At 62.9% G+C, this 25,916-nt stretch carries 18 protein-coding genes and 2 pseudogenes; 14 read left to right on the forward strand and 6 right to left on the reverse strand.

The window, feature by feature from the left end:
* Positions 1-117 precede the first annotated feature (117 nt).
* Positions 118-1,224: a mandelate racemase/muconate lactonizing enzyme family protein gene (locus BG57_RS11530; RefSeq protein WP_035963164.1), complete on the reverse strand. Its 1,107-nt coding sequence runs from the start codon at positions 1,222-1,224 to the stop codon at positions 118-120.
* A gap of 645 nt (positions 1,225-1,869) precedes the next feature.
* Between BG57_RS11530 and BG57_RS33730 the strand changes: the two are divergent.
* A pseudogene (locus tag BG57_RS33730) lies at positions 1,870-2,013 on the forward strand (2-hydroxy-6-oxo-6-phenylhexa-2,4-dienoate hydrolase); the annotation flags it as partial.
* A 231-nt stretch (positions 2,014-2,244) separates the two neighbouring features.
* On the opposite strand, the gene BG57_RS11540 reads toward BG57_RS33730, so the two are convergent.
* Entirely contained in the window at positions 2,245-3,297 is a 1,053-nt protein-coding gene (locus BG57_RS11540) for a sensor domain-containing diguanylate cyclase (RefSeq protein ID WP_035963166.1), read from the reverse strand.
* A gap of 427 nt (positions 3,298-3,724) precedes the next feature.
* On the opposite strand from BG57_RS11540, the gene BG57_RS11545 reads away from it, so the two are divergent.
* From BG57_RS11545 to BG57_RS11575, 7 genes are all read left to right on the forward strand, one after another.
* Positions 3,725-4,705: a phosphatase PAP2 family protein gene (locus BG57_RS11545; protein WP_052005739.1), complete on the forward strand. Its 981-nt coding sequence runs from the start codon at positions 3,725-3,727 to the stop codon at positions 4,703-4,705.
* Between the two features lie 438 nt (positions 4,706-5,143).
* Complete coding sequence (locus BG57_RS11550) at positions 5,144-5,905, forward strand: enoyl-CoA hydratase/isomerase family protein (protein ID WP_035963167.1); 762 nt, start codon at positions 5,144-5,146, stop codon at positions 5,903-5,905.
* A gap of 52 nt (positions 5,906-5,957) precedes the next feature.
* The gene (locus BG57_RS11555; RefSeq protein ID WP_035963168.1) at positions 5,958-7,019 is read left to right on the forward strand and encodes an ABC transporter substrate-binding protein; all 1,062 of its coding nucleotides are present in this window, start codon (positions 5,958-5,960) and stop codon (positions 7,017-7,019) included.
* 10 nt (positions 7,020-7,029) lie between these two features.
* Positions 7,030-8,091, forward strand: coding sequence for an ABC transporter ATP-binding protein (locus BG57_RS11560; protein ID WP_035963170.1), 1,062 nt, complete (start codon positions 7,030-7,032; stop codon positions 8,089-8,091).
* Between the two features lie 9 nt (positions 8,092-8,100).
* The gene (locus BG57_RS11565) at positions 8,101-9,882 is read left to right on the forward strand and encodes an ABC transporter permease subunit (RefSeq protein ID WP_035963171.1); all 1,782 of its coding nucleotides are present in this window, start codon (positions 8,101-8,103) and stop codon (positions 9,880-9,882) included.
* A 12-nt stretch (positions 9,883-9,894) separates the two neighbouring features.
* The gene (locus BG57_RS11570; RefSeq protein WP_035963172.1) at positions 9,895-11,436 is read left to right on the forward strand and encodes an AMP-binding protein; all 1,542 of its coding nucleotides are present in this window, start codon (positions 9,895-9,897) and stop codon (positions 11,434-11,436) included.
* 70 nt (positions 11,437-11,506) lie between these two features.
* Positions 11,507-12,355: an IclR family transcriptional regulator gene (locus BG57_RS11575; protein ID WP_035963173.1), complete on the forward strand. Its 849-nt coding sequence runs from the start codon at positions 11,507-11,509 to the stop codon at positions 12,353-12,355.
* Between the two features lie 30 nt (positions 12,356-12,385).
* On the opposite strand, the gene BG57_RS11580 is transcribed toward BG57_RS11575, so the two are convergent.
* Entirely contained in the window at positions 12,386-13,333 is a 948-nt protein-coding gene (locus BG57_RS11580; RefSeq protein WP_229753931.1) for a LysR substrate-binding domain-containing protein, read from the reverse strand.
* Between the two features lie 150 nt (positions 13,334-13,483).
* On the opposite strand from BG57_RS11580, the gene BG57_RS11585 reads away from it, so the two are divergent.
* The 6 genes and pseudogenes from BG57_RS11585 to BG57_RS11610 all read left to right on the forward strand — a co-directional run bounded on the left by BG57_RS11585 (position 13,484) and on the right by BG57_RS11610 (position 19,352).
* A complete protein-coding gene (locus BG57_RS11585) occupies positions 13,484-14,809 on the forward strand; it encodes an NAD(P)/FAD-dependent oxidoreductase (protein ID WP_035963175.1) in 1,326 nt (441 codons plus the stop codon).
* Between the two features lie 53 nt (positions 14,810-14,862).
* Positions 14,863-15,586, forward strand: a pseudogene (locus tag BG57_RS11590) (amino acid ABC transporter ATP-binding protein).
* Positions 15,587-15,619: 33 nt separating this feature from the next.
* A complete protein-coding gene (locus BG57_RS11595) occupies positions 15,620-16,432 on the forward strand; it encodes a substrate-binding periplasmic protein (protein ID WP_035963176.1) in 813 nt (270 codons plus the stop codon).
* A gap of 41 nt (positions 16,433-16,473) precedes the next feature.
* Positions 16,474-17,271, forward strand: coding sequence for an amino acid ABC transporter permease (locus BG57_RS11600; RefSeq protein WP_035963177.1), 798 nt, complete (start codon positions 16,474-16,476; stop codon positions 17,269-17,271).
* A 24-nt stretch (positions 17,272-17,295) separates the two neighbouring features.
* A complete protein-coding gene (locus BG57_RS11605) occupies positions 17,296-18,636 on the forward strand; it encodes an NAD(P)/FAD-dependent oxidoreductase (RefSeq protein ID WP_035963178.1) in 1,341 nt (446 codons plus the stop codon).
* Between the two features lie 32 nt (positions 18,637-18,668).
* Positions 18,669-19,352 carry an SDR family NAD(P)-dependent oxidoreductase gene (locus BG57_RS11610; protein ID WP_035963300.1) on the forward strand — a complete coding sequence of 228 codons (684 nt, stop codon included), beginning with the start codon at positions 18,669-18,671 and terminating at the stop codon, positions 19,350-19,352.
* 457 nt (positions 19,353-19,809) lie between these two features.
* Here the strand turns inward: BG57_RS11610 and BG57_RS11615 are convergent, their stop codons facing one another.
* The 3 genes from BG57_RS11615 to BG57_RS11620 all read right to left on the reverse strand — a co-directional run bounded on the left by BG57_RS11615 (position 19,810) and on the right by BG57_RS11620 (position 25,055).
* Positions 19,810-20,958 carry a glutathione-independent formaldehyde dehydrogenase gene (locus BG57_RS11615; protein ID WP_035963180.1) on the reverse strand — a complete coding sequence of 383 codons (1,149 nt, stop codon included), beginning with the start codon at positions 20,956-20,958 and terminating at the stop codon, positions 19,810-19,812.
* A gap of 113 nt (positions 20,959-21,071) precedes the next feature.
* Positions 21,072-21,365: a hypothetical protein gene (locus BG57_RS32500; protein ID WP_152562568.1), complete on the reverse strand. Its 294-nt coding sequence runs from the start codon at positions 21,363-21,365 to the stop codon at positions 21,072-21,074.
* Between the two features lie 1,014 nt (positions 21,366-22,379).
* Entirely contained in the window at positions 22,380-25,055 is a 2,676-nt protein-coding gene (locus tag BG57_RS11620; RefSeq protein WP_035963182.1) for an excinuclease ABC subunit UvrA, read from the reverse strand.
* Between the last annotated feature and the right edge of the window lie 861 nt (positions 25,056-25,916).

Below are 25,916 nucleotides of genomic sequence, written 5' to 3' on the forward strand. Positions count from 1 at the left end.
ACATGGAATGGGTTTATGCGGCCGTTTTTCGATTTCGCTCGACTTTGAGTCCGGACGACCTAAAAGTGCTCGAAGGAGGTAGCAAGTGATCCGCCGCGTCCTCCTTGTGTCGATTACTTAGCTAAACGAATAAATTGGCTGACCCAGCGCCTTCGCATCGATCTCGATGCCAAGACCAGGCGCCGACGGTGCCGAGCCGAAGCCGTCCTTGCTGCGCGGTTGATAACCAGCGACGTGCTCGTTGGTCCAGTCGTTCATGAATGACACGCTCAGCAATGCGCGCTCCTTCGTGGACGCAGCCAAATGCGCCGAGGCAGCAGACACCACGTCGCCGCCCCACGTATCTTCGATGGTCATCTGAAGTCCAAGCTCTTGCCCCAGGTCACGCATCAACTTGGCCTTCGTGAGACCACCGACTTTCGAGACCTTGAGGTTAAACGCTCCAGCGCCGCCTTCGCGCACTGCCCGAATGAGCGTGGCCGGGTCGTTGACGACTTCGTCGTAGACCATCGGAAGCGTCGTGTGCTTGCGCACCTCGATGCATTCCTCCATCGTCGGGCAGGGCTGCTCGAAGTAGAAGCGCGGTAGATTCTCCATCGCCCGTGCGGCGATGATCGCGTCGTTGACGCGCCAGCCGCCGTTTGCGTCACCGATGATCAGATCTTCAGGGCCGGTCGCATCGATGATGTGCTTCGCGCGGATGTCATCGAGCGTCGGATCCCCTCCGATCTTGAGCTGGAACCGGTGAATGCCTTCTTCGCGTCGCGCGAGCACGTAGTTCACCATCTCTTCGGGCGAGCCGAGCGGCACGGCGAAATACAGAGGGAAGCGCTCCTGCCGTACGCCGCCGAGCATGTCAGCGACGCTCGCACCCCACGCCTTTCCGGTCAGATCCCAGCAGGCTACGTCAATGGGGCTCTTGGCGTATGAATGGCCCATGAGTACGGAGTCCATGGTGTCGTACACCTTCGAGATATTCGTCGGATCGAGGCCAATGAGCGCAGGGGCGAGCAGTTCTAGCGCGGCTCTCGCGCCCGACGCGTGTTGCGGCAAGTATGCAGAGCCGAGCGGGCAGACTTCTCCCCACCCATCGTGACCGGAGTCACTGGTCACACGGACCATCGTCGAGGGAAGAGAAGTGATGTCTCGGCCGCCGGACATCGTGTACGTTCCGTGGATGTACGTCAGGTCGAAGTTGAACACATCAATCTTTGCGATTTTCATTTATCTTGCCTGGTTGCGGTTGAATGCATCAGCCTACCGATGCACGGAACGATGCGGTCTGCGCTCGCTGTGGATTGCCGATGACCTGGTCCTGCGAGCCGATCTTATGGATTAGCTCGTCTTTGAACAACGCGGCCCGGTCGGAGACATCGCGAGGGAAGCGGATTTCACGAGTGACGCAAATCATCGACATTCATTTCATCGAGAGGTGCGGAGCGTGTCGAGCACCTCGCAGACAAGCATGGTGTCGAGTGCGGACGTCACTCGTCAAGCAGAATGTACTCCGTCGACATGGTGAGGGGACAGTCAACTGCCATGCGGCGTTGCTGGCCGCCCGAACGCTTTGACGGAGAAACGTCGAGCTTGGGTCCCAGGCTTACGTGACTTAGCGCTACGACGCGCGCCTCGTCTTTGCTCTTGCCCGGCACCTCTCTCGAAGCCAGCATGACGTTCTCGACGGCCGTGAGATGAGGGAACGAATTCCATTACTGGGAGACGATGCCCATATTTCGCCTGAGCACTGACTTGAAGAAGTCGGCTAACACGATCTGTATGAGCAGGGAGGGAGCGCGGCACGTCTAGAATTGCCCCGATGATCGCGTTGAAGCTCGCCGATACGATCGTTCGCAGCAGGCCGAGAAAGACGGGCATCGGCTGAACGAAATCAAGGCGCTTGCGCTCTTCATTTAGGGACGCGACGACCGCTTCACGCCGATGGATGTCGGCTTGCGTCTCGTCTTGGGCATGGCGAATGCCGACTTGCTCGTGTTGGGCCGCTGCGGAGATTAGGCGCAGTGGGAGCATGCCACCGATTCGATCAGACCGTGCTGTCGTTTCTGGCGTTGCAGTGAATCAATATGATTCGGAAACCTTATGAATGTCGCGATGCAGCCTGCTGCGATTCGTCACCTCAAGGATCGCAAACGCCGAGATACCCCAGCGCAGTGCGTCACAAGCGCGTCGCTTTGGCCGGCCTGAGTAACTCAAGGCGTCGAAGCCGCGCCCGCGCGCCCGCGACGATCAACGCGACTGCAACTTGAACCCTTCGCCGCGAATACCAGCGCGGTCTACCGCAGCAATGCGGTTGCGTCCCTGTTCCTTTGCCTGATAAAGCTGCGCGTCGGTCAGATTGATGAACGCAGTGATGTCGATGCCTTCGTTCGGTACAACGGTGCCCACGCCGAAACTCGCCGTGACGAGCTGACCGTGCGGCGAGCGCAAATGTGCGATGGCTTCGTCCGCGATCAGCATGCGGCAACGTTCGGCGACGCGCACGGCGGCATCGGCGTCGGTTTCGGGAAGCACGAGCACGAACTCCTCGCCGCCAAAGCGGCTCAGGAACGCGTTCGGCCCGGCAGCATCGCCGAGCACGCGTGCGATGCGTTTCAGGCACTCGTCGCCTTGCAGGTGACCGTAATAGTCGTTGTAAGACTTGAAGAAATCGATGTCGACCATCACGAGCGAAAGCGGCTTGCCCGATGCTGCCGCGCTCGCCCATTCACGCGCCATCACGGTGTCGAACATGCGACGGTTGCCGACGCCCGTCAGGCTGTCGGACAACGACAGGCGTTCCAGTTCGCGCTGCATTTCGGCAAGCCGTTCCTCCGTGCGCTTGCGCTCGCTGATGTCGAACATGAAACCGATCAGCGCGTCGATCTCGCCATTGTCCTTGCGCACGACATGGACGACGTCGCGAATCCACACGTAGCCGCCGTCGGCGGTCAGTGCGCGATAGTCCGCTTCGTGATCGGTGCCCGCCTGCGATTGCGCGACGCAAAAATTCACCACGGCCTCGCGGTCGTCCGGATGCATGCGTGCGGCCCAGTCCTCGACCGTTTTCCAGGTGGACGGCGCATAGCCGAGCAGTGCTTCGATCTGCGGGCCGATGTAAGCGAACTGCATCGTCGCCCAGTCGATCTTCCACGGGATCGCCCGGGTGGATTCGAGCAACGTGCGATACACGGCGTGATCGTCCTCGCCGAGCGTGTGCCCGGGTGGTGCAAGGCTGTCCTCGTGGCGCAGGAAGGCGGCCCGGAGCGGACTGCCGGCCGAAGTCTTGTCTTCGTGACTCATCGTGATCGTCCAATTAACGCGTGAGTGCGTTATCGGCCGATTGCGGCAGTGTCTTGAATGCAGGACCGGAGATCGATTGAAGCAAGCTGACACTGCGTCGCCTTGTCGACGGACGAGAGCGATTCCGGCCAAGCGCCGCCTTTGATTGCAGCGGGTCAATTGGCACGCGCGTGGTTCTGCGCATTGAGCACGTTCGACCAGGAAACGACGTATTTCAATAGCGCCTGCATAAACGCGAGAGTCGAGTGCGCAGCCAACTACGGTTGCTCGATTCAAACGTTGGTCTACGTGTCGGAGATACTCATGACACTTCTTCCGGGATTCAATCTTCGACGCCACCGAAACCTAAAGACTTGCACAGACCTGCCGATAAACCGAGGAGTAGCACTCTCTGCACGAGTCTCTGTGTCATCTTCCCGGGCGAAAAGTGGATACATCACAAAACGCGGCCATCAGCAGCTATTCGAAGAGTCCGCTCGCGGAGCTGACGTCGTATGCGATAGCCTGGTCGCTGATCGGCGTGATTGCGCTCGCCGATATCTACTGGCTGTCCAAATCAGGCTTCCGTGTTGTATTCGGTGCTTCGTCACGTACGTTCGTCGCAATCGTGGCGATCGTGCTCGTCGCGTGCTGGACGGACTATCGCGCCAAAGCCATTTGCAACGGCAATGCGAAGTGGAGGGCGCGCCTGCTGGATCTCGCGTTCACTGGTCGATGGATGGTCGCTCTCCTGACCTTCTGCTCGGCGACCAGCATCCTGAGCCATCTTTCGGTGGCCGTCGCGCCGCCTTTAATCGACGACCGATTGGTCGAAATCGATCAGGCAGTCGGATTCGACTGGCTCGCCTATTATCAGTGGGTACGACAGCATCCCGTGCTGGTCTTCGTGCTCAATACGGCGTATGCGAGTGGACTGGTTCAGATGATCGCCGTCCCGATGATTCTCGGACTATTGGGACGCAGGACCGAACTCGTTCATCATATGGCGCGATTGATGATCGCGACGTTGATCTGCCTCGCAATCGCGACGCCATTCCCGGCTGCGAGCGCCTTTCTTCACTTTCACGTCACAGATCCGGGCACCTCCGAGACGGTCTCGACGTTCTTTCCTATCCGGGAAGGCCTTCTTCGCACAATCGATTTAACCCATTCGCAAGGTCTGGTGTCGTTGCCATCGATGCATACAACGACAGCCATTCTGTTGGCCTATGCACTGCGGCGTGTGCGTTTCCTTGCTGGCGCTGCGATCGCGCTCAATAGCTTGATGGTGATTTCCACCCCGACGAACGGCGGCCACTATCTTTGCGACGTGGCGGCGGGAATCATGCTGGCAGTGCTGGTAATAGTGTTGATCAACGACAGGCGCCTCCGCGGTACTGTCGCCGATAAGCGCGCCGTTATCTTGTAGGACTTGCGTTCGGACCGAGGGTCATCGAATCCAGCGTCAGGAAGATATCTCTGCATCCTCCATTGCTGCATGGCAGTTGCGGGCAGCGCCATCGTCAAAACATCATTGACGCCTTGGCTCCTCAATAACGCTCAAGCTCCGCCGCAAGCCACGGCGACCATCGACCGATAAACATCGCAACCGCCAGACGTCACCTTTCCGCACTGCCCGGCCCTCGATCTACGCAGAACCCAGCAAGCTTCGAGCACCCGTATCGGCCGACGCATCGGCGACTGCTCGTCGCTTGAGAACTCCACACGCCACGTCTCCGCCAAACCAGACAACCATTGCGCGCCGCACCATTCACGACCCTCGCAAGCAATCTCGTAAACCCGGTTGCATCGGATTTTTGATGAGTCTATATTGCTATACACCATCAACTATTGCGATGCGATAAACATGGATGACGACGTTCTGTTCTCGAGTCACGGCCGCGTGGCGGTCATCACGCTGAATCGCCCGGAGCGCCTCAATGCCTGGACGACGCCGATGCGCAACAACATCATCGACGCGCTCGACCGCTACAACGACGACGATGAAGTCGCCGCGATCATCATGACGGGCGCGGGCAATCGCGCGTTCTCGGCAGGACAGGACCTGTCCGAAGCGCACGATTTCGACGGCGAGCGCGCGGTGGAATGGGTCAAGGAATGGCAGCGCTATTACGCCGCGCTGCGTGGCCTGAAGAAACCGCTGGTCATGGCGCTCAACGGCACGGCCGCAGGCTCGGCGTTCCAGGTCGCGCTGCTCGGCGATATCCGCGTCGGTCATCCGGGCGTGCGCATGGGCCAGCCGGAAATCAATGCAGGCATTGCCAGCACGACCGGTCCCTGGATCATGAACTCGATGCTCGGCATGTCGCGCACGATCGAACTCACGCTTACCGGACGCCTGATGGACGCGGAGGAATGCCATCGCATCGGTCTGATGCATCACCTCGTGCCGGAGGAAAAGGTGTTCGAGAAGGCGCTCGAAATCGCCACCGAACTCGCCGACAAGCCGCCGGTCGCGATGCGGCTCGACAAGCAGCGTTTCCGCGAAATGACGGAGCCCGGTTTCGTCGACTGCATCGAGGCGGGCATGCGCATCCAGCGCGAAGCGTACGACTCGGGCGAGCCGGCACGCATGATGGAAGCGTTCTTCAAAAAGCGCGCCAAGTAAATCGGGCGGAAGCCGAGCCGGTCCTCTTAATCGCAGTGCGGGAGACGTGAACATGACGCAAGACTTCAACCCGACGCGCCGCCGCATCCTGCACGGTGCGGGCGCGCTCGCCGTAGCCAGCGCAATGCCGATCGTCGCGCGTGCGCAAAGCAAGCAGATCGTGGTGTCGGACCCGGGCGGCCCGTACACGACGGCTTATCGCGAGGCGTTCTACGATCCGTTCGAGAGAGCCACCGGCATCAAGGTGGTCAGCGTCGCGCGCGAGTCGCAGCCGGTCGCGCAGTTCGCCGCGATGGTGCAAACCAAAAACTACGTCTGGGACGTGACCACCCTCACGCTGTCCGCCGACATCCCGTATCTCGAGTCGAAAGGTTTGCTCGAACCGATCGGCCTGAAGCCGACCGAGTTCCCGGACGTCATGCCGGAAGCGATCACGCCGAACTGGCTCGGCGTCGACGTGTATTCGACGGTGCTGGCCTATCGTGCGGACAAGTTCAAGGACAACGGCCCGAAATCCTGGGCGGACTTCTGGGACGTGAAGAAGTTTCCCGGCCGCCGCAGCTTGCGCCGCAGTCCGCTCGACACGCTGGAGCAGGCGCTGCTCGCCGATGGCGTGCCGCTCGACAAGCTTTATCCGCTCGACGTGGACCGCGCCTTCAAGAGCCTCGACAAGATCAAGCCGCACATCAGCATCTGGTGGACCTCCGGCGCGCAGGCGATGCAGGCGATCCAGAGCGGCGACGTCGACCTGATATCGACCTGGAACGGCCGCGCTCAGGCTGCGAAGGATGCGGGCGCGCCCGTGACGATCGTGTGGAACCAGGGCCTGTATTCGATCGAAGGATGGGGCATTCCGAAGGGCACGCCGCGCGCCGATGCCGCCAAGCAGTTCGTGCGCTTCTGCGCCGATGCGAAACGTCAGGCGTTGCTCACGCGCACGCTCGCCTACGGCCCGACCAACAAGCGCGCGTTCGACACCATCAGCAAGGAGCGCGCGCCGCTTTTGCCGACCGCGCCGGACAACATCAAGGAGATGAAGCTGCCGAGTCCGCAATGGTGGGAAGCGAATCGTCAGACGGTGACCGAACGATTCAACTCGTGGATCATTTCCTGAGGAGCGGCTCATGAGCTCGAAACTCGAGGCGATCGGCATCGCCAAGCGCTATGGCGACACGACGGCACTGGAACCGACGGACCTCACCGTGCAGGCGGGCGAGTTTCTGACGCTGCTCGGTCCCTCCGGTTCGGGCAAGACCACGCTGCTGCAGATGATCTCCGGCCTCGTCGCACCGAGCGCGGGACGCATCGAAATCGACGGCCGCGACGTGACGCACATGGAGCCAGGCAAGCGCGGCATCGGCATGGTGTTTCAGAGCTATGCGCTGTTTCCGCACATGAGCGTGTGGGACAACGTCGCGTATGGCTTGCGCATGCGCCGCAAGACACGCGAGGAAGTGCGCACGGCCGTCGACGAATCGCTCGGGATGGTGCGCATGACGGAATTCGCCAGGCGCTTTCCGAAGGAGCTGTCCGGCGGACAGCAGCAACGGATCGCGCTGGCGCGCTGCTTCGCGTATCGCCCGTCGGTGATTCTGCTCGACGAGCCGCTCGGCGCACTCGACAAAAAACTGCGCGAGCACATGCAGGCCGAGATTCGCCGCCTGCACAAGGAACTCGGCGCGACCTTCGTCTACGTGACGCACGATCAGGACGAAGCGCTCACGCTCTCGGACCGCATCTGCCTGATGAACCAGGCGCGCGTCGAACAGGTGGGCACGCCCGCCGATCTCTACGACCGTCCCGCCTCGCGTTTCGCGGCGGGTTTCATCGGACACTCGAATCTGCTGGAAGGCGCGCTCGACGAGACGCGCGGCGCGAGCGGCGAGCCGATCCTGCTCGCGGCAGGCGGCCGCATTCCGTTGCCGCTCGGCGCGTCGATCAAGCCCGCCGCGCGCCATACGCTGCTGGTGCGTCCCGAGGCGCCGCGTCTGGTCGAACCGCAAAGCGGTTTCGTCGATGGCACCATCTCCGAGGTCGTGTTCATCGGCAGCGACACGCGCGTGCAACTCGCAATGAGCGATGGCAGCGCGCTCACCGTGCGTTGCGAACGCAGCGTGAGCCCGCGTATCGGCGATCGGGTGGGTCTCGTGTGGGATCCGTATCGTACGACGCTGCTGCACGCCTGAGGACACGCCATGACCATTGCACTGCATGCGCACCGCGAGAGCAACGCGTCGCGGCGCGGCCGCTCGGTGTGGATCGCGCGCACGCTGCGCATCCTGCCGATCGTGCCGACGCTCCTCTTCCTGCTGGTGTTCTTTATCGTGCCGGTGGGCGAGATTCTGCAAGGCGGGCTCGTCAGCGCCGAAGGGCACATCGGTCTGGCGCAGTTCGAGCGCATCGCGCGCACGCCGGTCTATGCGAAGGTGCTGGGCATCACCTTCGGCATCTCGTTCATGACAGCCGCGCTGTCGATCCTGCTCGGCTATCCGGTCGCCTACATGTTGAGCCGTCTGTCGGAGCGCGTGCGCGAACGCTGGCTGCTGTGGATCATGCTGCCGTTCTGGACCAGCTATCTCGTCAAGACCTATGCGTGGATGCTGCTGCTGTCGAAGACCGGCGTGCTCTCGACAATCGCGCTATCGCTTGGCCTCGTGCACGAAACCAACGGCACGATTCCATCGCTGACGGGCGTGCTTATCGGCATGGTGCATTCGATGCTGCCGCTCGCGGTGATGACCATGCTTCCGGTGATGCGCGGCATCGACGAGCGCTTCGCGCAGGCCGCCGAAACGCTCGGTGCGGATCGCAGCACGAGCTTCTTCACGGTGTTTCTGCCGCTGTCGTCGCCGGGCGTGGCGGCGGCGGGCTTGCTGGTGTTCATCTCGAGCCTCGGCTTCTTCATCGTGCCGGCGCTACTCGGATCGCCGAAAGAAACCATGGTCGCGCAGCTCGTGATTTCGTCGGTGCTCGAACTGTTCGACATGAGATTCGCCGGCGCGCTCTCGACCGTGCTGCTGGTCTGTTCCATCGTCATCTTTTTCGTTTATGACCGCATGGTGGGGCTCACGTCGCTGACGGGCGAAGTCACCGAGCGTTCACGCGGCTCGCGCGCCGCCGGGTTGAGGCTTGCCGTGCTCATCGGGGCAGGGCGCCTGTTCGCGCCTTTCATGATGCGTCGCAAGGTACACGTCGATACGACCGCCCGCGCCGCGAGTCCGCTCGGGCTTTACACGTGCGTCATCATGGCGATGCTGGTGATGCCGGTGCTGTCGGTCATTCCCTATGCGTTCACGAAGACCGACTACATCGCCTTTCCGCCGAAGCTCTTCAGCACCCGATGGTTCGGCGCCTTTCTCGAATCGCCCGTGTGGCACAGCGCCGTCGTGCGTTCGTTCGAGGTGGGTCTCGGCACGGCGTTGCTGTCGCTTCTGCTCGGCTTCGGCGCGACGCTCGCAATGACGCGCATGTCGCGCCGCGTCAGCAAGCCGGTCTTCGCGCTGCTGGTTGCGCCGTTGATCGTGCCGCGCATCGTCGTGGCGGTCGGGCTTCTCTATCTGTTCGGACGGTTCGGGCTTACGGGCACCAACCTCGGCCTCGTGATCGGTCATACGGTGCTCGCGATTCCCTATGTAGTCGTCACGCTCGCGGCGGGTTTCCAGCGGTTCGACTGGCGGCTCGACGATGCCGCCCGCGTGATGGGCGCATCGCCCTTGCGGCGCATCACGTCGATCGTGCTGCCGCTATTGATGGCGAGCGTCACCGCTGCATTCCTGTTCGCGTTCCTCGTCTCGTTCGACGATCTCACCATCGCCATCTTCGTGAGCGGCGGCATCAATTCGACGCTGCCCAAGCAGATGTGGGACGACATCCAGCTCGCGGTCACGCCGACGCTCGCGGCGGTGTCGACCACGCTCATCGTCCTGATCGCGCTGGTGGTCGCCGTTTCCTCCTGGCTCAAGCGCCGCGCGCGCTGACTTGCTTCAGACATGCATCGATACTCCGAATACTTCGCCCATCGCCATGCCGACGACGAACTCGATTGCGCGCCGCTGCTGGCCGCAGGCTTGCGCGCCGCGCCCGGGCGCACCGTCGTTCACTTCGACGAACACGCGATCACCTGCGAGGAAGCGTCGCGGCATATCGCGCAATTGCAGCGCTGGTTCGCCGATGCCGGTCTCGTTGCGGGCGACCGCGTCGCGGTGATGCTCGGCAACAGCGTCGAGCATATCCACCTGATCTACGCGCTCGTGCTGAGCGGCCTGGTCTGGGTGCCGGTCAACACGAAACTGCGCGCGGCCGGCCTCGAATATCTGCTGCAACACGCGGAGCCGAAGCTGCTCGTCATCGACGATGAATTCGATGACGTGACCGCCGGTATCGATTGCGGCGAGGCGCGCCGCATGCGGCTGCCTGCGTTCGATGCGAGCGATACGAACGATGCCTTCGCGACGCCCGCCATCGCCGTGGACGATCCGCTGTGCATCATCTATACGTCGGGCACGACGGGCGCACCGAAAGGCGTGGTGTTCACGCATCGCATGATGCGCATTGCAAGCGAGGCCGCGTTGCGCGTCGCCGATGTGCGCGCGGGCGACCGGCTGTTCCTGTGGGAGCCGCTGTGTCATATCGGCGGCGCGCAAATGCTGCTGCTGCCGTTCCTCGAAGCGGTCACGCTGCATGCGGTGCCGCGCTTTTCGGCTTCGCGCTTCTGGCCGCAAGTCGAGCGCGCGGGCGCGACGCAACTGCATTATCTTGGCGGCGTGCTCGACATCCTCATGCAGTTGCCCGAATCCGCGCAGCCCGAGGCGCATAACTTGCGCGTCGCGTGGGGCGCGGGTGTCAGCGCCGCAGCGTGGGAAGCGGTGCAGGCGCGCCTGAAAGTGCGTCTGCGCGAGTGCTACGGCATGACCGAATGCTCCAGCTTCGCGACCATGAACGTGTCGGGCAAGCCCGGTTCGATCGGCCGCGCGCTGCCGTGGATCGAAGTCGAATTGCTCGACGAGAACGGCCTTCCGGCGAAAGCGGGCGAAGCCGGTGAAATCGTGCTGTCGAGCAAGGTGGAAGGCACGTTCCTGCCCGCCTACCTGAAGAACCCCGATGCGACCCGGGCCGCCTTGCGCAACGGCAAGCTGCACACCGGCGACCGCGCGCGTCGCGACGCCGATGGCGACCTCTTCTTCATCGGCCGGCAGACGGACAGCATGCGCGTGCGCGGCGAGAATGTATCGGCGTGGGAAATCGAGCGCGTCTTCGCGGCACATCCGGCAGTGCGCGCGAGCGCGGCGATCGGCGTGGCGTCGAGCATCGGCGAGCAGGACATTCTGCTCAACGTGCAGTTCAACGACGCCCCGGTCGAATGGGAAAGCCTGCACGCGTGGGCGCGCGAGCGGCTCGCAAGTTTTCAGTTGCCGCGTTACTACCGCGCCGTGCCGGGCTTCGAACTGACGGCGAGCGAACGCATCCGCAAGCATCTGTTGCCGCGCAACGTCGAGGGCGCATGGGACCGGCTCGCGGCCGTGCGCTCATGACTATCGCATTTAAATGGCCGGTTGGCGCTATGTGATAATTGTCCATCCGCACCGGAACGACATGACAGCAATGAGCGACGAGTTCAAGAACACAGCCACGCGCAGGCGCCGAGTGCCCGCAAGACAAGCGGGCGGTGATTCGGCGGACCCGAGTGCATCTTCACTGTACGTGCAGTCGGTGGAAAAGGCGATGAAGGTGTTGACCGCCTTCGACGGCACCAAGCGGCAACTGTCGCTGTCGGAGATCGCGTCGCTGACGGGCTTCGACATGAGCGCGACGCAGCGCTTCACCTATACGCTCAGCGCGCTCGGCTATCTCTTGAAGGATGCGGACAGCCGCAAGTACGAACTGTCGCCGCGCCTGCTGGACTTCACGTACCACTATCTGACGTCCAACGACCTCGTCAGCCGGGCGACACCGTATCTTCAGCAACTCGGCTCGGAGACAGAAGAGGCGACCAATCTCACGGTACTCGACGACACGGACATCGTCTTCGTGCTCCGTATCGTGAGCCGCAACGTTTTCAATGCGCATGTCATCACCGGCTCGCGCTTGCCGGCGTATTGCACCGCGCCCGGTCTTGCCATTCTCGCGACGTTCGACGATGGCGACATCGACGACATTCTCTCGCGCTCGAATCTCGTGCCTTACACTGCATCGACGGTTTATCAGCCGCGCAAGATCAAGGAGCGCATCGCGCAGATACGCAAGCAGGGTTACGCGCATACGGAGGATGAATACTTCGTCAGCGACATCTCGACGGCTGCTGCGATCACCAATGCGCGCGGGCGCGGCATCGGCGCGGTGAACATCGCGGTGGCGCGCTCGCGATGGAAGGCGGATCGCGATGAACGTCGCGTCGCCGATCTGGTCATCTCGACGGCATCGGCCATTTCGACGCGCAGACGCGTGGAATAGGCAAAGCGAGTCAAACTTGCGACCGTCGCGCTAGCGGGCTCCGTCGCCTCTTTGCCGTTCGCGGCAAGGAGCGGTCTGTTGCTGCTCGTCGACCTTGAATTCCGCCATATCCTCGTGCACGAGTTCGAGAAAGGCCTCGACCACGGGATTGGCCTGCGGCGTCTGCGGATAAAGCGTGAAGCCGCGAAACCATATCTCCGGCGCGAACGGCCGGAACACGATGCGGGCCGGATCGGCATCCACGGTCGCGAGTGGATTGACGATGCCCACGCCCGTGCCGCGCGTGACGAGCGCGCAGATGGTCGCTCCATACGGCGTCTCGATGGCGGGCACCTGATCCGCTCCGGCCTGGCGCAGCGCGCGATCGAGCGCGGTGCGGGCATCGTCGGCATAGGAAGGCAGGATTAGCCGCTCACCGCGCAAGTCGGCCGCCCCGATCCGCTCGCGCGCCGCAAGCGCATGCCGCGCCGGCAACGCGCATAGCCCCGCGAGCGTGTAAAGCTCGACGCTCGTCACGCCGAACGCATCGGGCGTGGTGGTCGCGAAACCCACGTCGCAATGTCCGGACGACACCCAGCGCTGGATCGTGCTCTCGCTGCGCATTTCGAGCGACACGGCGACGCGCGGGTGTGCATCCACGAAGCGCCCGATCACGGCAGGCAGAAACGACAGCGCGAGGACCGGCGCGGCCACGATGCGCAAGCGCCCGCTGCCAAGCTGAAGAATCTCCCGCGCCGAATGCTGCAACTTCTCCAGCCCGACGAAGCTGCGATCCACCTCGCGATAAAACGCGCTACCCGCATCGGTGGCATGGATGCGCCCGCCATTGCGCACGAACAGCGTCAATCCCGTGGCGGCTTCCAGTTCGGCAATGAGCCGGCTGATGCTCGGCTGCGACGTGCCGAGTTCTTCGGCGGCGGCCGTCATCGAACCGCGCAGCATGACGAGCCGGAACGCCTCGACCTGCCTGAGATTCATCGTCTCCCCCCGGGCTTTTGGCCGCGCAAGATCGGCCGGAGTCGACAGATTGCCATATCAGAAATGAATGGAAGTCGTTTTTGGCGCTATTTGACCGGATGATTTGCCAGGGCGACACTGAACCCGAATCAAGCGAACAAGGTTGAGTTGATGCGTGCCGATGCCTTGCTGTTCCATGAGACGTTCCGCTGTACTCCGTACTGGTGGGATGCCGCGCCGCCGGAAGCCGCGCCCGAACCGGTGCCGGAAAACGTGGACGTGGTCATCGTCGGCAGCGGATATTGCGGACTGTCGGCGGCGGCAGAAGCGGCGCAGCACGGCGCGCGCGTCGCGGTGCTCGATGCCGCCGAAATCGGCGCGGGCGGCAGCACGCGCAGCGGCGGCATGGTGTCGAGCGGTCAGAAGCTCGCGCTGACCAACGCGATTCGCGGCGTCTCGGCGGAACGTCTCACACGGCTGATGCAGGAGTCGATGGCGAGCTTCGACTATCTCAAGCGCACCGTCGCCGAGGAATCGCTCGATGCCGACCTGCGCATCACCGGCCGCTTCTTCGGCGCTTACACGCCCGCGCATTTCGACGTGCTGCGCCGTCAGGGGCAGTTGTTGCGCGACAAGACCGGCGTCACGGTGCATGTGATCGAGCGCGATGCGCAGCGGGGCATCATCGGCTCGGACTATTACTACGGCGGCATACTCGTCGATGAATACGGCGGGCTGCACACCGCCAAATATCATCGTGCGCTGCGTGATCTCGCGCGCCGCCGCGGCGCGACGCTGCATTCGCACGCGGCGGTGCAGCGCATCGCGCGAAGCGGCAATACCGGCTTTCGCGTCCACACGGCGCGCGGCGTGGTGGATGCGCGGCAGGTGCTGGTCGCCACCAACGGCTATACCGGTCCGCTGATGCCGTTCTTTTCGCGCCGCGTGTTGCCGGTCGCGAGTTATCAGATCGCCACCGAGCCGCTGCCCGAAGGCCTGATGGACGTGCTCAACCCGGGCCGCCGCATGATCAGCGATTCGAAGCGCAATCTTTTCTACACGCGTCCGTCGCCGGACGGGACGCGCATGATCTTCGGGTCGCGGCCTGCTATCCGCGAGATCGACGAACGAGAGGCCGCGCGGCGGCTGTATGCAAGGCTCGTGCAGTTGTGGCCCGCCCTGCGTGACGTGCGCGTCACGCATGCCTGGAAGGGCTTCGTCGCGATGACCGGCGACAAGCTTGCGCACATCGGTCAGCACGATGGCGTGCACTACGCGCTCGGCTGCAATGGCAACGGCGTCGCGCTGATGAGTTATTTGGGGCATCGCATCGGCAGACACATGGCCGGCGTCGACCAGGATGTCGGTGCGTTCGGGGAAGGGGCGTTTCCTCTCTCGCGTGCGGGAATGGCCGGCACGCTGGCCGTGCCCGTCGGCAGCGCGCTGTACCGTATCGGCGATATGTGGCACGGGCGGGTGCGCGGGGCGCTTTCGTAGGCAGCAAGTCAGGCACGTTCATAGGGATGACTAAGTACCCGCAAGGAGCGGCAATGATTCAGATGAACAACGTTTCGAAGTGGTATGGCGGGCATCGCGTGCTGCACGACTGCACGGCGAGCATCGCGCGCGGAGAGGTCGTCGTGATTTGCGGGCCGTCCGGGTCCGGCAAGTCCACGCTGATCAAGTCCGTCAACGGCCTCGAAGCGGTGCAGAGCGGGCAGATCGTGGTGGACGGCGTCGACGTGACGGCGAAACGGGTCAACCTCGCGCGGCTGCGTGCGCGCGTCGGCATGGTGTTCCAGCATTTCGAGCTGTTCCCGCATCTCGGTGCAGCGCAATCTGATGCTCGCGCAGATGAACGTGCTCGGCCGCGCCCGCGACGAAGCCGCCAGGCGCGCCCACGCGCTGCTGCGCCGTGTGGGGCTCGGCGGCCACGAGGACAAGTATCCGGCGCAATTGTCGGGCGGTCAGCAGCAGCGCGTGGCGATCGCCCGCGCGCTGTCGATGGACCCGGTCGCCATGCTGTTCGACGAGCCGACTTCCGCGCTCGACCCCGAGATGGTCAACGAAGTGCTCGACGTAATGATCACGCTCGCGCAGGACGGCATGACGATGTTGTGCGTCACCCACGAGATGGGCTTCGCGAAGCGCGTGGCCGACCGCGTGTTGTTCATGGACCGAAGCGTCATCGTGGAAGACGATACGCGCGAAGCCTTCTTCGAGCGTCCGCGCTCCGAACGCGCGAGAGACTTTCTCTCGCGCATCCTGCATTGAACCCACCGCTGTCCAATTCAAGGGAGCCTCATCATGCGATTACTTCGTCTTGCCCGCCATCTCGCGGTGGCCGCATCGTTTCTGGTCGGCGCCGCGACCGCCGCCCATGCCGCCGATGATGTCGGCACGCTGACGCCGGGCAAGATCGTCGCCGGTGTCGATGCCAACAACAAGCCGTACTCGTACATCGACAACGGCAAGATGACAGGCTTCGATGTCGAACTGGTGCGCGCCATTGCCGCGAAGCTCGGACTGACGGCCGACTTCCGCGCGCAGGACTTCGCGGGGCTACTGCCGAGCGTGGCGAACCAGCAGATCGATCTTGCCGCCGGCTCCATTTCGATCACCAGGGAACGGCTCAAGATGGTCGATTTCTCGGAAGGCTACCTGACGGGTCTGCTGAGCGTCGGCACGCTGCCGGGCAGCAGTATCGGCGCGGACGTGGCCACCGTGAAGGACAAGCGCATCGGGGTGGTGCAGGGGACCATCGAGGACACGTATTCGCAGAGCTATCTGCCGGGCGCGCAGATCGTTCGGTTTCCGAACATCAACGCCGGCTTTCTGGCGTTGCGTAACAAGTACATCGACGGCTACTTCATCGACAAGACGCTGCTGGAAGGTCTGCAAGGCAAGTATCCGGACCTGAAACTCGCCGACAAGCTCGACATCTCTGCGTCGAATCTGCCCGCCGGCTTTCCTATCCGCAAGGGCAATGCGAAGCTCGAAGCGGCGGTCAACAAGGCCATCGGCGAACTGGTGGCGGACGGCACGTGGCTGAAGCTCTACCAGCAGTTCAACCCCGGCTATCCGAAGCCTGATCCGATGCCGCCGTATGCGATGAAGTAACCGCCGGCCGTCACGCTTCGTCAGACCAAGGAGAGAGCCTCATGAATGCATTCCTGCAGAACTTCCTGGATTGGCCGCTGCTCGTCGATTCCCTGCCGTCGCTGATCGGCACGGGTCTCGTCAACACGCTGATCCTGTCGGTGATCTCGACGGCGCTCGGGATCGTCGCAGGGATGGCGCTGGCGCTTTGCGCCGTGTCGCACACGCGCTGGCTCACCTGGCCGGTGCGTGTCTTCGTTGATGTGTTCCGCGGCTTGCCCGCCGCGCTCGTCATCCTCGTGGTCGGACAAGGACTGGCGCCGGTCGGACTTTCACTGTTCGGGCCGAATCCGTATCCGCTCGCCATCGTCGCGCTGGCGCTGGTGTCGTCGGCGTATATCGCGGAGATTTTCCGCTCGGGCATCCAGAGCGTCGGACGCGGGCAGATGTCGGCGTGTCAGGCCCTCGGCATGACGTACTGGAGCGGCATGCGTCACGTGATCGTGCCGCAGGGCGTGCGGCGCATCCTCCCCGCGCTCGCCAATCAGTTCATCTCCATCGTCAAGGATTCGAGCCTCGTGTACTTCCTCGGGCTGCTGACTTCGCAGCGCGATCTCTTCACCATCGGACAGAATGCGGCGGTCAATACGGCCAACCTGTCGCCGCTGGTGGCGGCTGGCGCGGTGTACTTGCTCATCACCGTGCCGCTCACGCACGCCATCAATCACCTGGACCGCTGGACCAACCGCTTCCTCCATCCTGCCGCGCGCCGGCAGAAAGCTTCCCGCGCCGCGCGCAACGTGCGAAACGAGGAAGCGCTTCAATCGCAGACGGCGGCCGTGGCCGAGCGCCGTCCGTAACGCTCATTTCGACGAGAGAAAAACATGGGTCCTAAAGTCGACACCGTCGCCGACGATATCGCGCTGCCGGAACGCGCCGATGTGGTCGTGATCGGCGGCGGCATCATCGGCGTGTCAACGGCGCTTGCGCTGCACGAGAAAGGGCTGTCCGTGGCGCTATGCGAGAAGGGGCACCTCGCGGGCGAGCAGTCGAGCCGCAACTGGGGCTGGGTGCGCGTGACCCGACGCGATCCCCGCGAGTTTCTGCTGAGCATCGAGAGCCTCAGGATCTGGCGCACGCTCGACAAAACACTCGGCATCGACACCGGCTTCGATCAGTGCGGGATTCTGTATGTATCGAACGATGATAGCGTTCTCGAGCGTCACCGTGACTGGCTCAGGCGCGCACGCGAGATCGCCGGCGACGGCGCGTTCGACACGCGCGAAGTCGCCACGCGCGAGATCGCCGAGTTGCTGCCAGGCGCGACGCAGACCTTCAAGGGCGGCATTTTCACGCCGGGCGACGCCCGCGCCGAACCGCAGAAGGCCGCGCCGGCCATCGGCAACGCGTTGCGGCGCAAGGGCGTGAGCATTCTCACGCCGTGCGCGGTGCGCGGCATCGAGACGAGCGGCGGACGCGTCAGCGCGGTCGTCACCGAACACGGGACCATCCGCTGCGATGCGGTGGTCGTGGCAGGCGGCGCATGGACGCGCTACTTCTGCGGCAATCTCGGCGTGGACTTGCCGCAACTGCTCACGCGTGCGTCCGTGCTGCGCACCGAACCACTGGAAGGCGGACCCACGTGCAGCGCGAACAACGAGGAATTCGCGTTTCGCAAGCGCGCGGACGGCGGCTATACGGTCGCTTACGGCCTGCGGACGCACGCGGACCTGACGCCCGATTCCTTCCGCCTGTTCTTCAAATACATCGAGGCGCTGAAGAGCCAGATGGGCGCGCTGCAGATTCACGTCGGCAAGCGCTTCTTCGATGAACTCAGGCGGCCGAGCCGCTGGCCACTCAACGAATCCACGGTGTTCGAACACGTTCGCACGCTCGACCCGGACCCGGTGGTGCCGTATGTCGACAAGGGTCTGAAGGCCTTCACCGAGGCGTTTCCGCACCTGTCCGGAGCGCGCATCGCGCAGCGGTGGGCGGGCTATATCGATGTGACGCCGGATGCGATTCCCGTCATCTCCGGCGTGGCGCGCGTGCCGGGCATGTTCATCGGAACGGGTTTTTCGGGGCACGGATTCGGCATCGGGCCGGGCGCGGGCCGGCTGATGGCGGATCTCGTGAACGGCGACGCACCGCTCGTCGATCCGCACGCTTTTCGTCTCGAGCGCTTTAGCGACGGCACGAAGATCACGATCGATGCAGGCTTCTGATGCACGAGGACACACAGCACTTGGAGTTGCACATGGACAAGGTGGCGATGGTGTCGGGCGCAAGCCGCGGCATCGGGCGCGAGATCGCGCTGGAACTCGCGCGGCGCGGTTATCGGCTGTCGCTCGGGGTGCGCGACACGGGCCCCTATGATGGTGTCCCGGATGCGTTTCTGCATCCGTACGAGGCACGCGACCCGGACGCCGCCCGCGCCTGGGTGGATGCGACGCTCGCGCGCTTCGACCGCATCGACGTGCTGGTGAGCAACGCGGGCATCTGCCGCATGATCGACTTCGACACCGGCACCGGTGCGCTGCTGACCGAGACTTTCGACATTAACGTCAACGCGCCTTTCCGGCTCGTGCAGGCGGCGCTGCCGCATTTGCGCCGCGCGGGTGCGGGACGCTTCGTGCAGTTGGCGTCGCTCTCCGGCAAACGGGTGAAGAACCTGAACGTCGGCTATCAGATGTCGAAGCACGCGATGGTCGCGCTTACGCATGCGGTGCGCCGCGCCGGCTGGGACGATGGCGTGCGCGCGACCGCCGTGTGTCCCGGCTTCGTCAATACGGACATGGCCGCCGGCATCGCCGATATCGATCCGATGGAAATGACTCAGCCGCGAGACCTGGCGGTTCTCGTCGTTAATACGATCGAGTTGCCGAATACGACGAGCGTGGCGGAACTGCTCGTCAACTGCCGTTACGAGGAAATGCTATAGCGCGTTGGTGCGGGGTCGTACGTTCATGTGCGTGATTGTGCCGAGCAGGGACTTACCGCAGGGGCGGTTGGAAAGACGCGGGCGTGTGCGCGCGTTCAGCAGATGGCACCCGCGGCACAGCATTGACGAGGCGTGAGAAAGGACACACCCGATGACATGCGTCGATAACCGTAGTTGACGACCGCCCGAACGAATACCGCTTCGAGCCTCGGGCCGACGCAGGTTTCAGAACAAGCGGTGCGTGGTCACGACACCCGCTACGCGGACTGGCGCGTGCAGCGGGATCGCTGTTATAAGTTCGCCACGATTGCGATCTTCCCACGCGTGCCGATGCGTCGCCATACTGCACGATAGGCTGCATCGCCCCGATGCGACTGGCCGGATCGGGTTCTAACGGGGGATCTCGATTACCCTTTGCTCGGATCCCCCGTTTGGTTAGGATAGCTTCACGACTCCGTTAGGCTCCGGGGTGCAAGACCACCTTGGTCCAGCCGTGGTCGCGCACGTCGAAGTGTTGATAGGCTTCAGGCGCCTGGCCGAGCTTCAACTCATGCGAGACGACGAACGATGGTTTTGCGCGGCCCACAGCGATCAGGTCGCGCAACTGCCGGTTGTAGGCCTTGACGTTGCACTGGCCGGTCGCGATGTGCTGGCCTTTGAACCAGCACTTACCCCAATCGAATGCTATCTGGCCCTTCTTTGCCAGTTCGTCCTGTGCGTTCGGGTCCTCGGGCACGAACACGCCAACCACTCCGATTCCGCCGGTGAACTTCACCGATGACACCAGATTGTTCATCGTTAGATTGGGGTTTTCATGGCGTTGTGGAGCCGGATCGTGGCATTGATAGCCGACGCATTCGCAACCCACGTCCGCGCCAAGGCCGTGGGTCAGGTCCATGACCCGCTGCACCGGGTCTTCCTTCGAATAGTCGATCGCGGTGGCGCCGATCGACTCGGCAAGTTTGAGCCGATCGGGATGGCAGTCGACCACCATGACGCTGCGGGCCCCCTTGATCATGGCCGAGTGTGCGGCCATCAGACCCACCGGGCCCGAGCCGTAGATGACCACTGCGTCGCCGGGCCGCATGCCGGCTAGTTCGGTGGCGTGCCAGCCAGTCGGGAAGATGTCGGCGCACATCACGTAGTCGGTCTGTTTCTGTTCCGCGTCCGGCGGCAGCTTCAAGGACATGAAGTCCGCCCAGGGCACCCGAAGATACTCAGCCTGTCCGCCCGGCCATGGGCCCATGTCCGCAAAGCCGAAGGCACCGCCCGCAATGCCTGGCTGGTTGGCGCTCAGGCAAAACGCAGTAAGGCCGCGATCACAATTCTTGCAATGGCCGCAGCTTACATTGAACGGCAGGCACACCCAGTCTCCGGGCTTGATCCGCTCGACCGCCGGTCCTACCTCTTGAACCACACCCAAGTTTTCGTGACCAAAGATGCGCCCTTGCTCGAAGTCGGTTCGACCCTCGTACATGTGTAGGTCGGACCCGCAAATGTTGGTCGTGGTAATTCTGACGATGGCGTCGGTCGGGCGCTCGATCTTGGGATCCGGTACATCTTCTACGGCGACCTGGCAAGGACCGCGATATACAACCGCTTTCATATTGTGCTCCTCAGAAGGCGACTGCAAAAGCCTGAGCCGTACAGACCGCTCGGCGGCTGACGGCGTCGACAAACCCGCAGGCATACCTGCGGGACGGCTGGTCTCCCGATCTATCAGCGCTTCGTTTCTGACGCTAACGTCCTGTGTTGTTCTTTCGTCTTGCTTCCGGTCCGGTACATCAAAACAAGCGGCCGATAACCAATGGCTAAGATCAGCGCACCTATAGTGATCCTAATTTGATGATGCAGCACTGTTTGTTTGTCGACGATGCTTGCACGAGGGCTTTGCAGCCATCCGCGTGCCCGCTGCATAGTTGCATCGAGCACCCGGCGTAATTGCGCATCGTTGAATGCGGCGCAGCCGATACTGACTGTGGCGTCGCTCGTCCAGGCCTGGCCGGTGAACAAGTCATCGTAAGCATCGCGTCCACGGGCAAGAGATGTCCGTAACGGATGCAAATTATGCAAAGCCGACTACGGCACACGAGTGCTTATATACGAACTGCTTGAACAACCTGTAACCTTCGACGGACGATGTAATGACACCGTGTCCAGCGATGACGGTGATCCATGGTCGCAGCGCAGCGACTGCTGGGTATTGCTATCAGAACAAGCGCCCACCGGCACCCTCGGTCGGGTTCCGGCGGGCACTTCGCTCAGCACCACTCGTGTGCGCGTCAAACCTCGAGCGTAAGTTATGGTCCTTCTGCAGGGATTGCTTCGATCGCTCTGATGTGACAAGCCGGTGACACGAGAAGCAGCAGTTCTCGGGGCTGTGTTGGTTCGATTTCGACGTTTGTCTGGTCGCCTGCGCCTATCGGTTTGTAATGCGATTCGGTAGTGGCGCTGAGTTCAAAGACGACATGTAGTTCGTCGCCGCCAGTGATATTGATAGCCGTGGACGTCGCAAGCTACTCGTCACCTGCGTGTGACATTAGGATAAGATGCCGCTGCGCCAAGGCAGGTGATCGTCGCAATGTCTCGCGTATGCACGGACTAGCGCAGATAGGCAGCGGTTTTGATTTGTTTCGAACAGGCTTGGCGCCGTGAAAGATATCTGTAATCCAGAATACAACTTCGGTATCCTTAGCTAATTTCCCGGTCTCCGATTTCACGCTCAGACTGACCTCGCCGAGCTTGCTCCGATTAGCATTAACTTATCTGGAATATGCAGCGTGCAAACGAACGTGTGCCCGGTAAGTGTGAGCGCCGCCTATCACATGAAGCCATTGCATAGTTCGCGGTGAGTCGCGCGAACTCGAACGGTCGTGCATCCAAAACCGGTCCGAAAGGGCGCTGAAACGCAGGGGGCCGCCTGCTTCCAACAATGATCATTGCGACCCGTCTGTTGCGCGTTGGGTCGGCCATCTGCCCGGATCGCCGTACCCGTCGAAACGGGCGTCAACTCACCCGGCGCTCACCTCACACAGCCTCGCGAAGATAATGCGCTGTGCGGCTGTCCGCATGACGCGCAACGACGTGCGGCTCGCCCGCCACCACGATCCTGCCGCCGTCCTCTCCCGCCCCCGGACCAATGTCGATGACCCAGTCGCTGTCAGCCGCGACCCGCATGTCATGCTCGACGACGACCACGGTATTGCCCGCATCGACGAGTCCTTGCAACTGCGTCATCAAACGATCGACATCGGCGGGGTGAAGGCCGGTAGTCGGTTCATCGAGGATATAAAGCGTGTCGGCGTGATGCGCACGCTGCAGTTCGGTCGCGAGCTTGATGCGCTGCGCCTCGCCGCCCGATAACTCCGTCGCGGGCTGACCGAGACGCAGATAGCCAAGTCCGATATCTCGCAACACGGTCAGTGCGCGCATCACGGCGGGCTCGGCGGCGAAGAACGCGCACGCGGTATCGACGCTCATGGCAAGCACGTCCGCGATGTTCTTGCCGTGCCATTCGATCTCGAGCGTTTGCGGGTTGTAGCGCGATCCGTGACACGTCGAGCATGAGGTAAAGACGCTCGGCAGGAAGAGAAGCTCGACGCTCACGAAGCCCTCGCCCTCGCACGTCGGGCAACGGCCCTGTGCGACGTTGAACGAGAAGCGGCCCGCGCCGTAGCGGCGCTTGCGCGCCGCCGGTGTATCGGCGAAGAGTTTGCGCACATGATCGAACAGACCTGTGTAGGTCGCGAGATTGGAGCGCGGCGTACGGCCGATCGGCTTCTGATCGACACGCACGAGGCGTTTCACGGTCTCCATGCCTGCAACGATATGTCCGCCCGCAGGCGTCTCCACGCGCGCGAGCAGCGGGTCCTGATCTTCATCGCCGCCATCGTCGAACAACCGGCCCAGCCGCGCGGCGACGAGTTCGGGCAGCGCCTGACTCACGAGGCTCGACTTGCCGGAGCCGGAGATGCCGGTCACGGTCGTAAAGCAGCCAAGGGGGAACGCGACATCGATGCCATGCAGATTGTTCCGCGTGATGCCCGCGAGACGCAACCAGTCGCGCGCCACACGCGGCCGGCGCCGCGAGCGCGCACGCGTGGCGAACAGATGCCTCCGTGTCTGCGATGCCTCGATCGCGGCGAGTCCTTCCGGCGGCCCGCTATAGAGGACTTCGCCGCCCGCTTCGCCGGCTGCGGGGCCGACATCCACGAGCCAGTCCGCGCGCCGCATCATATGCAGATCATGTTCGATGACGAAGAGCGAATTGCCCGCCGATTTCAGCCGCTGCAAGGCGACGAAGAGCGCTTCGCTGTCGGCCGGATGCAGACCGGCGGAAGGCTCGTCCAGCACATAGACGACACCGAAAAGCTGCGAAGCAAGCTGAGTCGCAAGCCGCAAGCGCTGCAACTCGCCCGATGAGAGCGTGGGCGTCGCCCGATCGAGCGAGAGATAGCCGAGTCCGAGATCGGTCAGCGTGACGAGGCGCTCCAGCAAATCAGCGGCGATGCGCTCCGCGGCTGCGCGTTTCTCGCCCGACAGGTTGGGCGTTCGCCGCACATCGGGTGCCGCCTTGTGCGCCGAGCCGCCGGCAGCCACCCGTTTCGCCGTCGCCGCACGCCGCGCTTTCTCGTTCAGCACGTGGCTGTCGGTATCGGTATCGGTTTCGGGCCACACGCCGCGTGCGATGGGTTCGAGAAGCTCGGTCAGCCGGGTAAGCGGCAGCCGCGAGAACTCCGCGATATCGAGTCCGGCGAACGTCACCAGCAGCGCCTCTTGCTTGAGCCGCTTGCCTTTACATGCAGGGCAATCGCTGCCGACCATGAAACGCGAAACCCGCTTCTTCATCAGTGCGCTTTGCGTATGCGCGAATGTGTGCAGGACGTAACGTCGCGCTCCGGTGAACGTTCCCTGGTAGCTCGGCTCAGCGCCGCGTTTGAGCGCCGCTTTCGTCTCCTTCGGTGTGAGGCCCGCATAAACCGGTACGGTCGGCTGTTCGTCGGTGAAGAGTATCCAGTCGCGATCCTTCTTCGGCAGATCACGCCACGGCTTGTCCACGTCGTAGCCCAGCGTCACGAGGATGTCGCGCAAGTTCTGACCGTGCCACGCCGGTGGCCACGCGGCAATGGCGCGCTCGCGGATAGTCAGGCTATCGTCGGGCACCATCGATTTTTCCGTGACCTCGTAGACGCGTCCCAGGCCGTGACACACCGGGCACGCGCCCTGTACGGTATTCGGCGAAAAGTCCTCGGCGAAGAGCATCGGCTGCCCAGGCGGATAGCTGCCCGTGCGAGAGTAGAGCATGCGCACGAGACTCGACAGCGTCGTTATGCTGCCTACCGAGGAACGCGCATTGGGCGCGCCGCGCTGCTGCTGGAGCGCAACGGCGGGCGGCAGACCCTCGATCGAACCGACTTGCGGCACGCCGACTTGCTCGATCAGACGTCGCGCATACGGGGCGACGGATTCGAAGTAACGGCGTTGCGCCTCGGCGTACAAGGTTCCGAACGCCAGGGACGACTTGCCGGAGCCGGATACGCCGGTGAATACAACGAGCGCATCGCGGGGAACATCGACATCGACATTCTTGAGGTTATGCTCGCGCGCACCGCGAACGCGCACGAAGCCCGCTCGCGATGTGCTCCGGGCATCGTCGCCCGTGGACGACCGTTTACTGTGCAGTGTCTTGTTTCTGGCGTCCATCTAGGGGGCGTGCGTCACTGAGAGGGAGATGATCAGAGAACACCTTCAGCATGCCGCGTGCCATTGCAGGGACTCTTTTCTGCAATGAGTCAGACCGCCTTGTCTAGGAAAACTGGATCTTACGCATCACGTCACGATGCTACGCCGGTCGACCGGCCGCAGTCACGCGCTGATCGCGCTGCCGGCCTACGAACGCATGGTGCTCGAACGCCAGTTCATCAAGCGACGTCGCCGTGCGGACGACATCGCCGCCACTATGGTACGCATGCCCGACGCACACGCTAGAACACCGAACGTGGCTGTGACAGTGCTGACCGCATTGTTAGCGCCGCCTTACGGGCCATCGGGACTATTCAACTGCTCGGGGCGGTTCTTTGGGACGACGACGCGCGTTCACCACGTTGCAACACTGACGTTGCATACGTACGCTCCGGTGTCGGGATCTGTCATGCCGATGCAGATGTGGACGACTACACGCGTAGCGTGGTGCGGTCCGCATCTGCCGACAGCGGCATAACCGGAGCGGTCGCAATGCAATTCATTTAGGGTATCTAAAGGATGCCTACGATGGTGAGGCGGCGTACAGCCATCGCCATGCCCGCTTAGACATCGGGCTGTTGCTTGCACTGAATTGGTGACCGTTCGCCAACGCATGAATGTGAAGCCGCCTGGAGATACTTCAAAACGGCTTGCCGGATCTACTAGCCGATGACGAAGACGCTGCGCACCATCCTTCGGCTTCATTGCCTGCTTACATAGCCCGCATCGGCGGATGAGGAGGAAGCTTGTCGAGGACAACGAAGCGCAGCGATGCCAGCCCTCGCGGAGCGATCTTTGTCCACAGTGGCAAGCGCGCTCGTA

The organism is Caballeronia grimmiae (genome assembly GCF_000698555.1).
Lineage (GTDB): Bacteria > Pseudomonadota > Gammaproteobacteria > Burkholderiales > Burkholderiaceae > Caballeronia > Caballeronia grimmiae.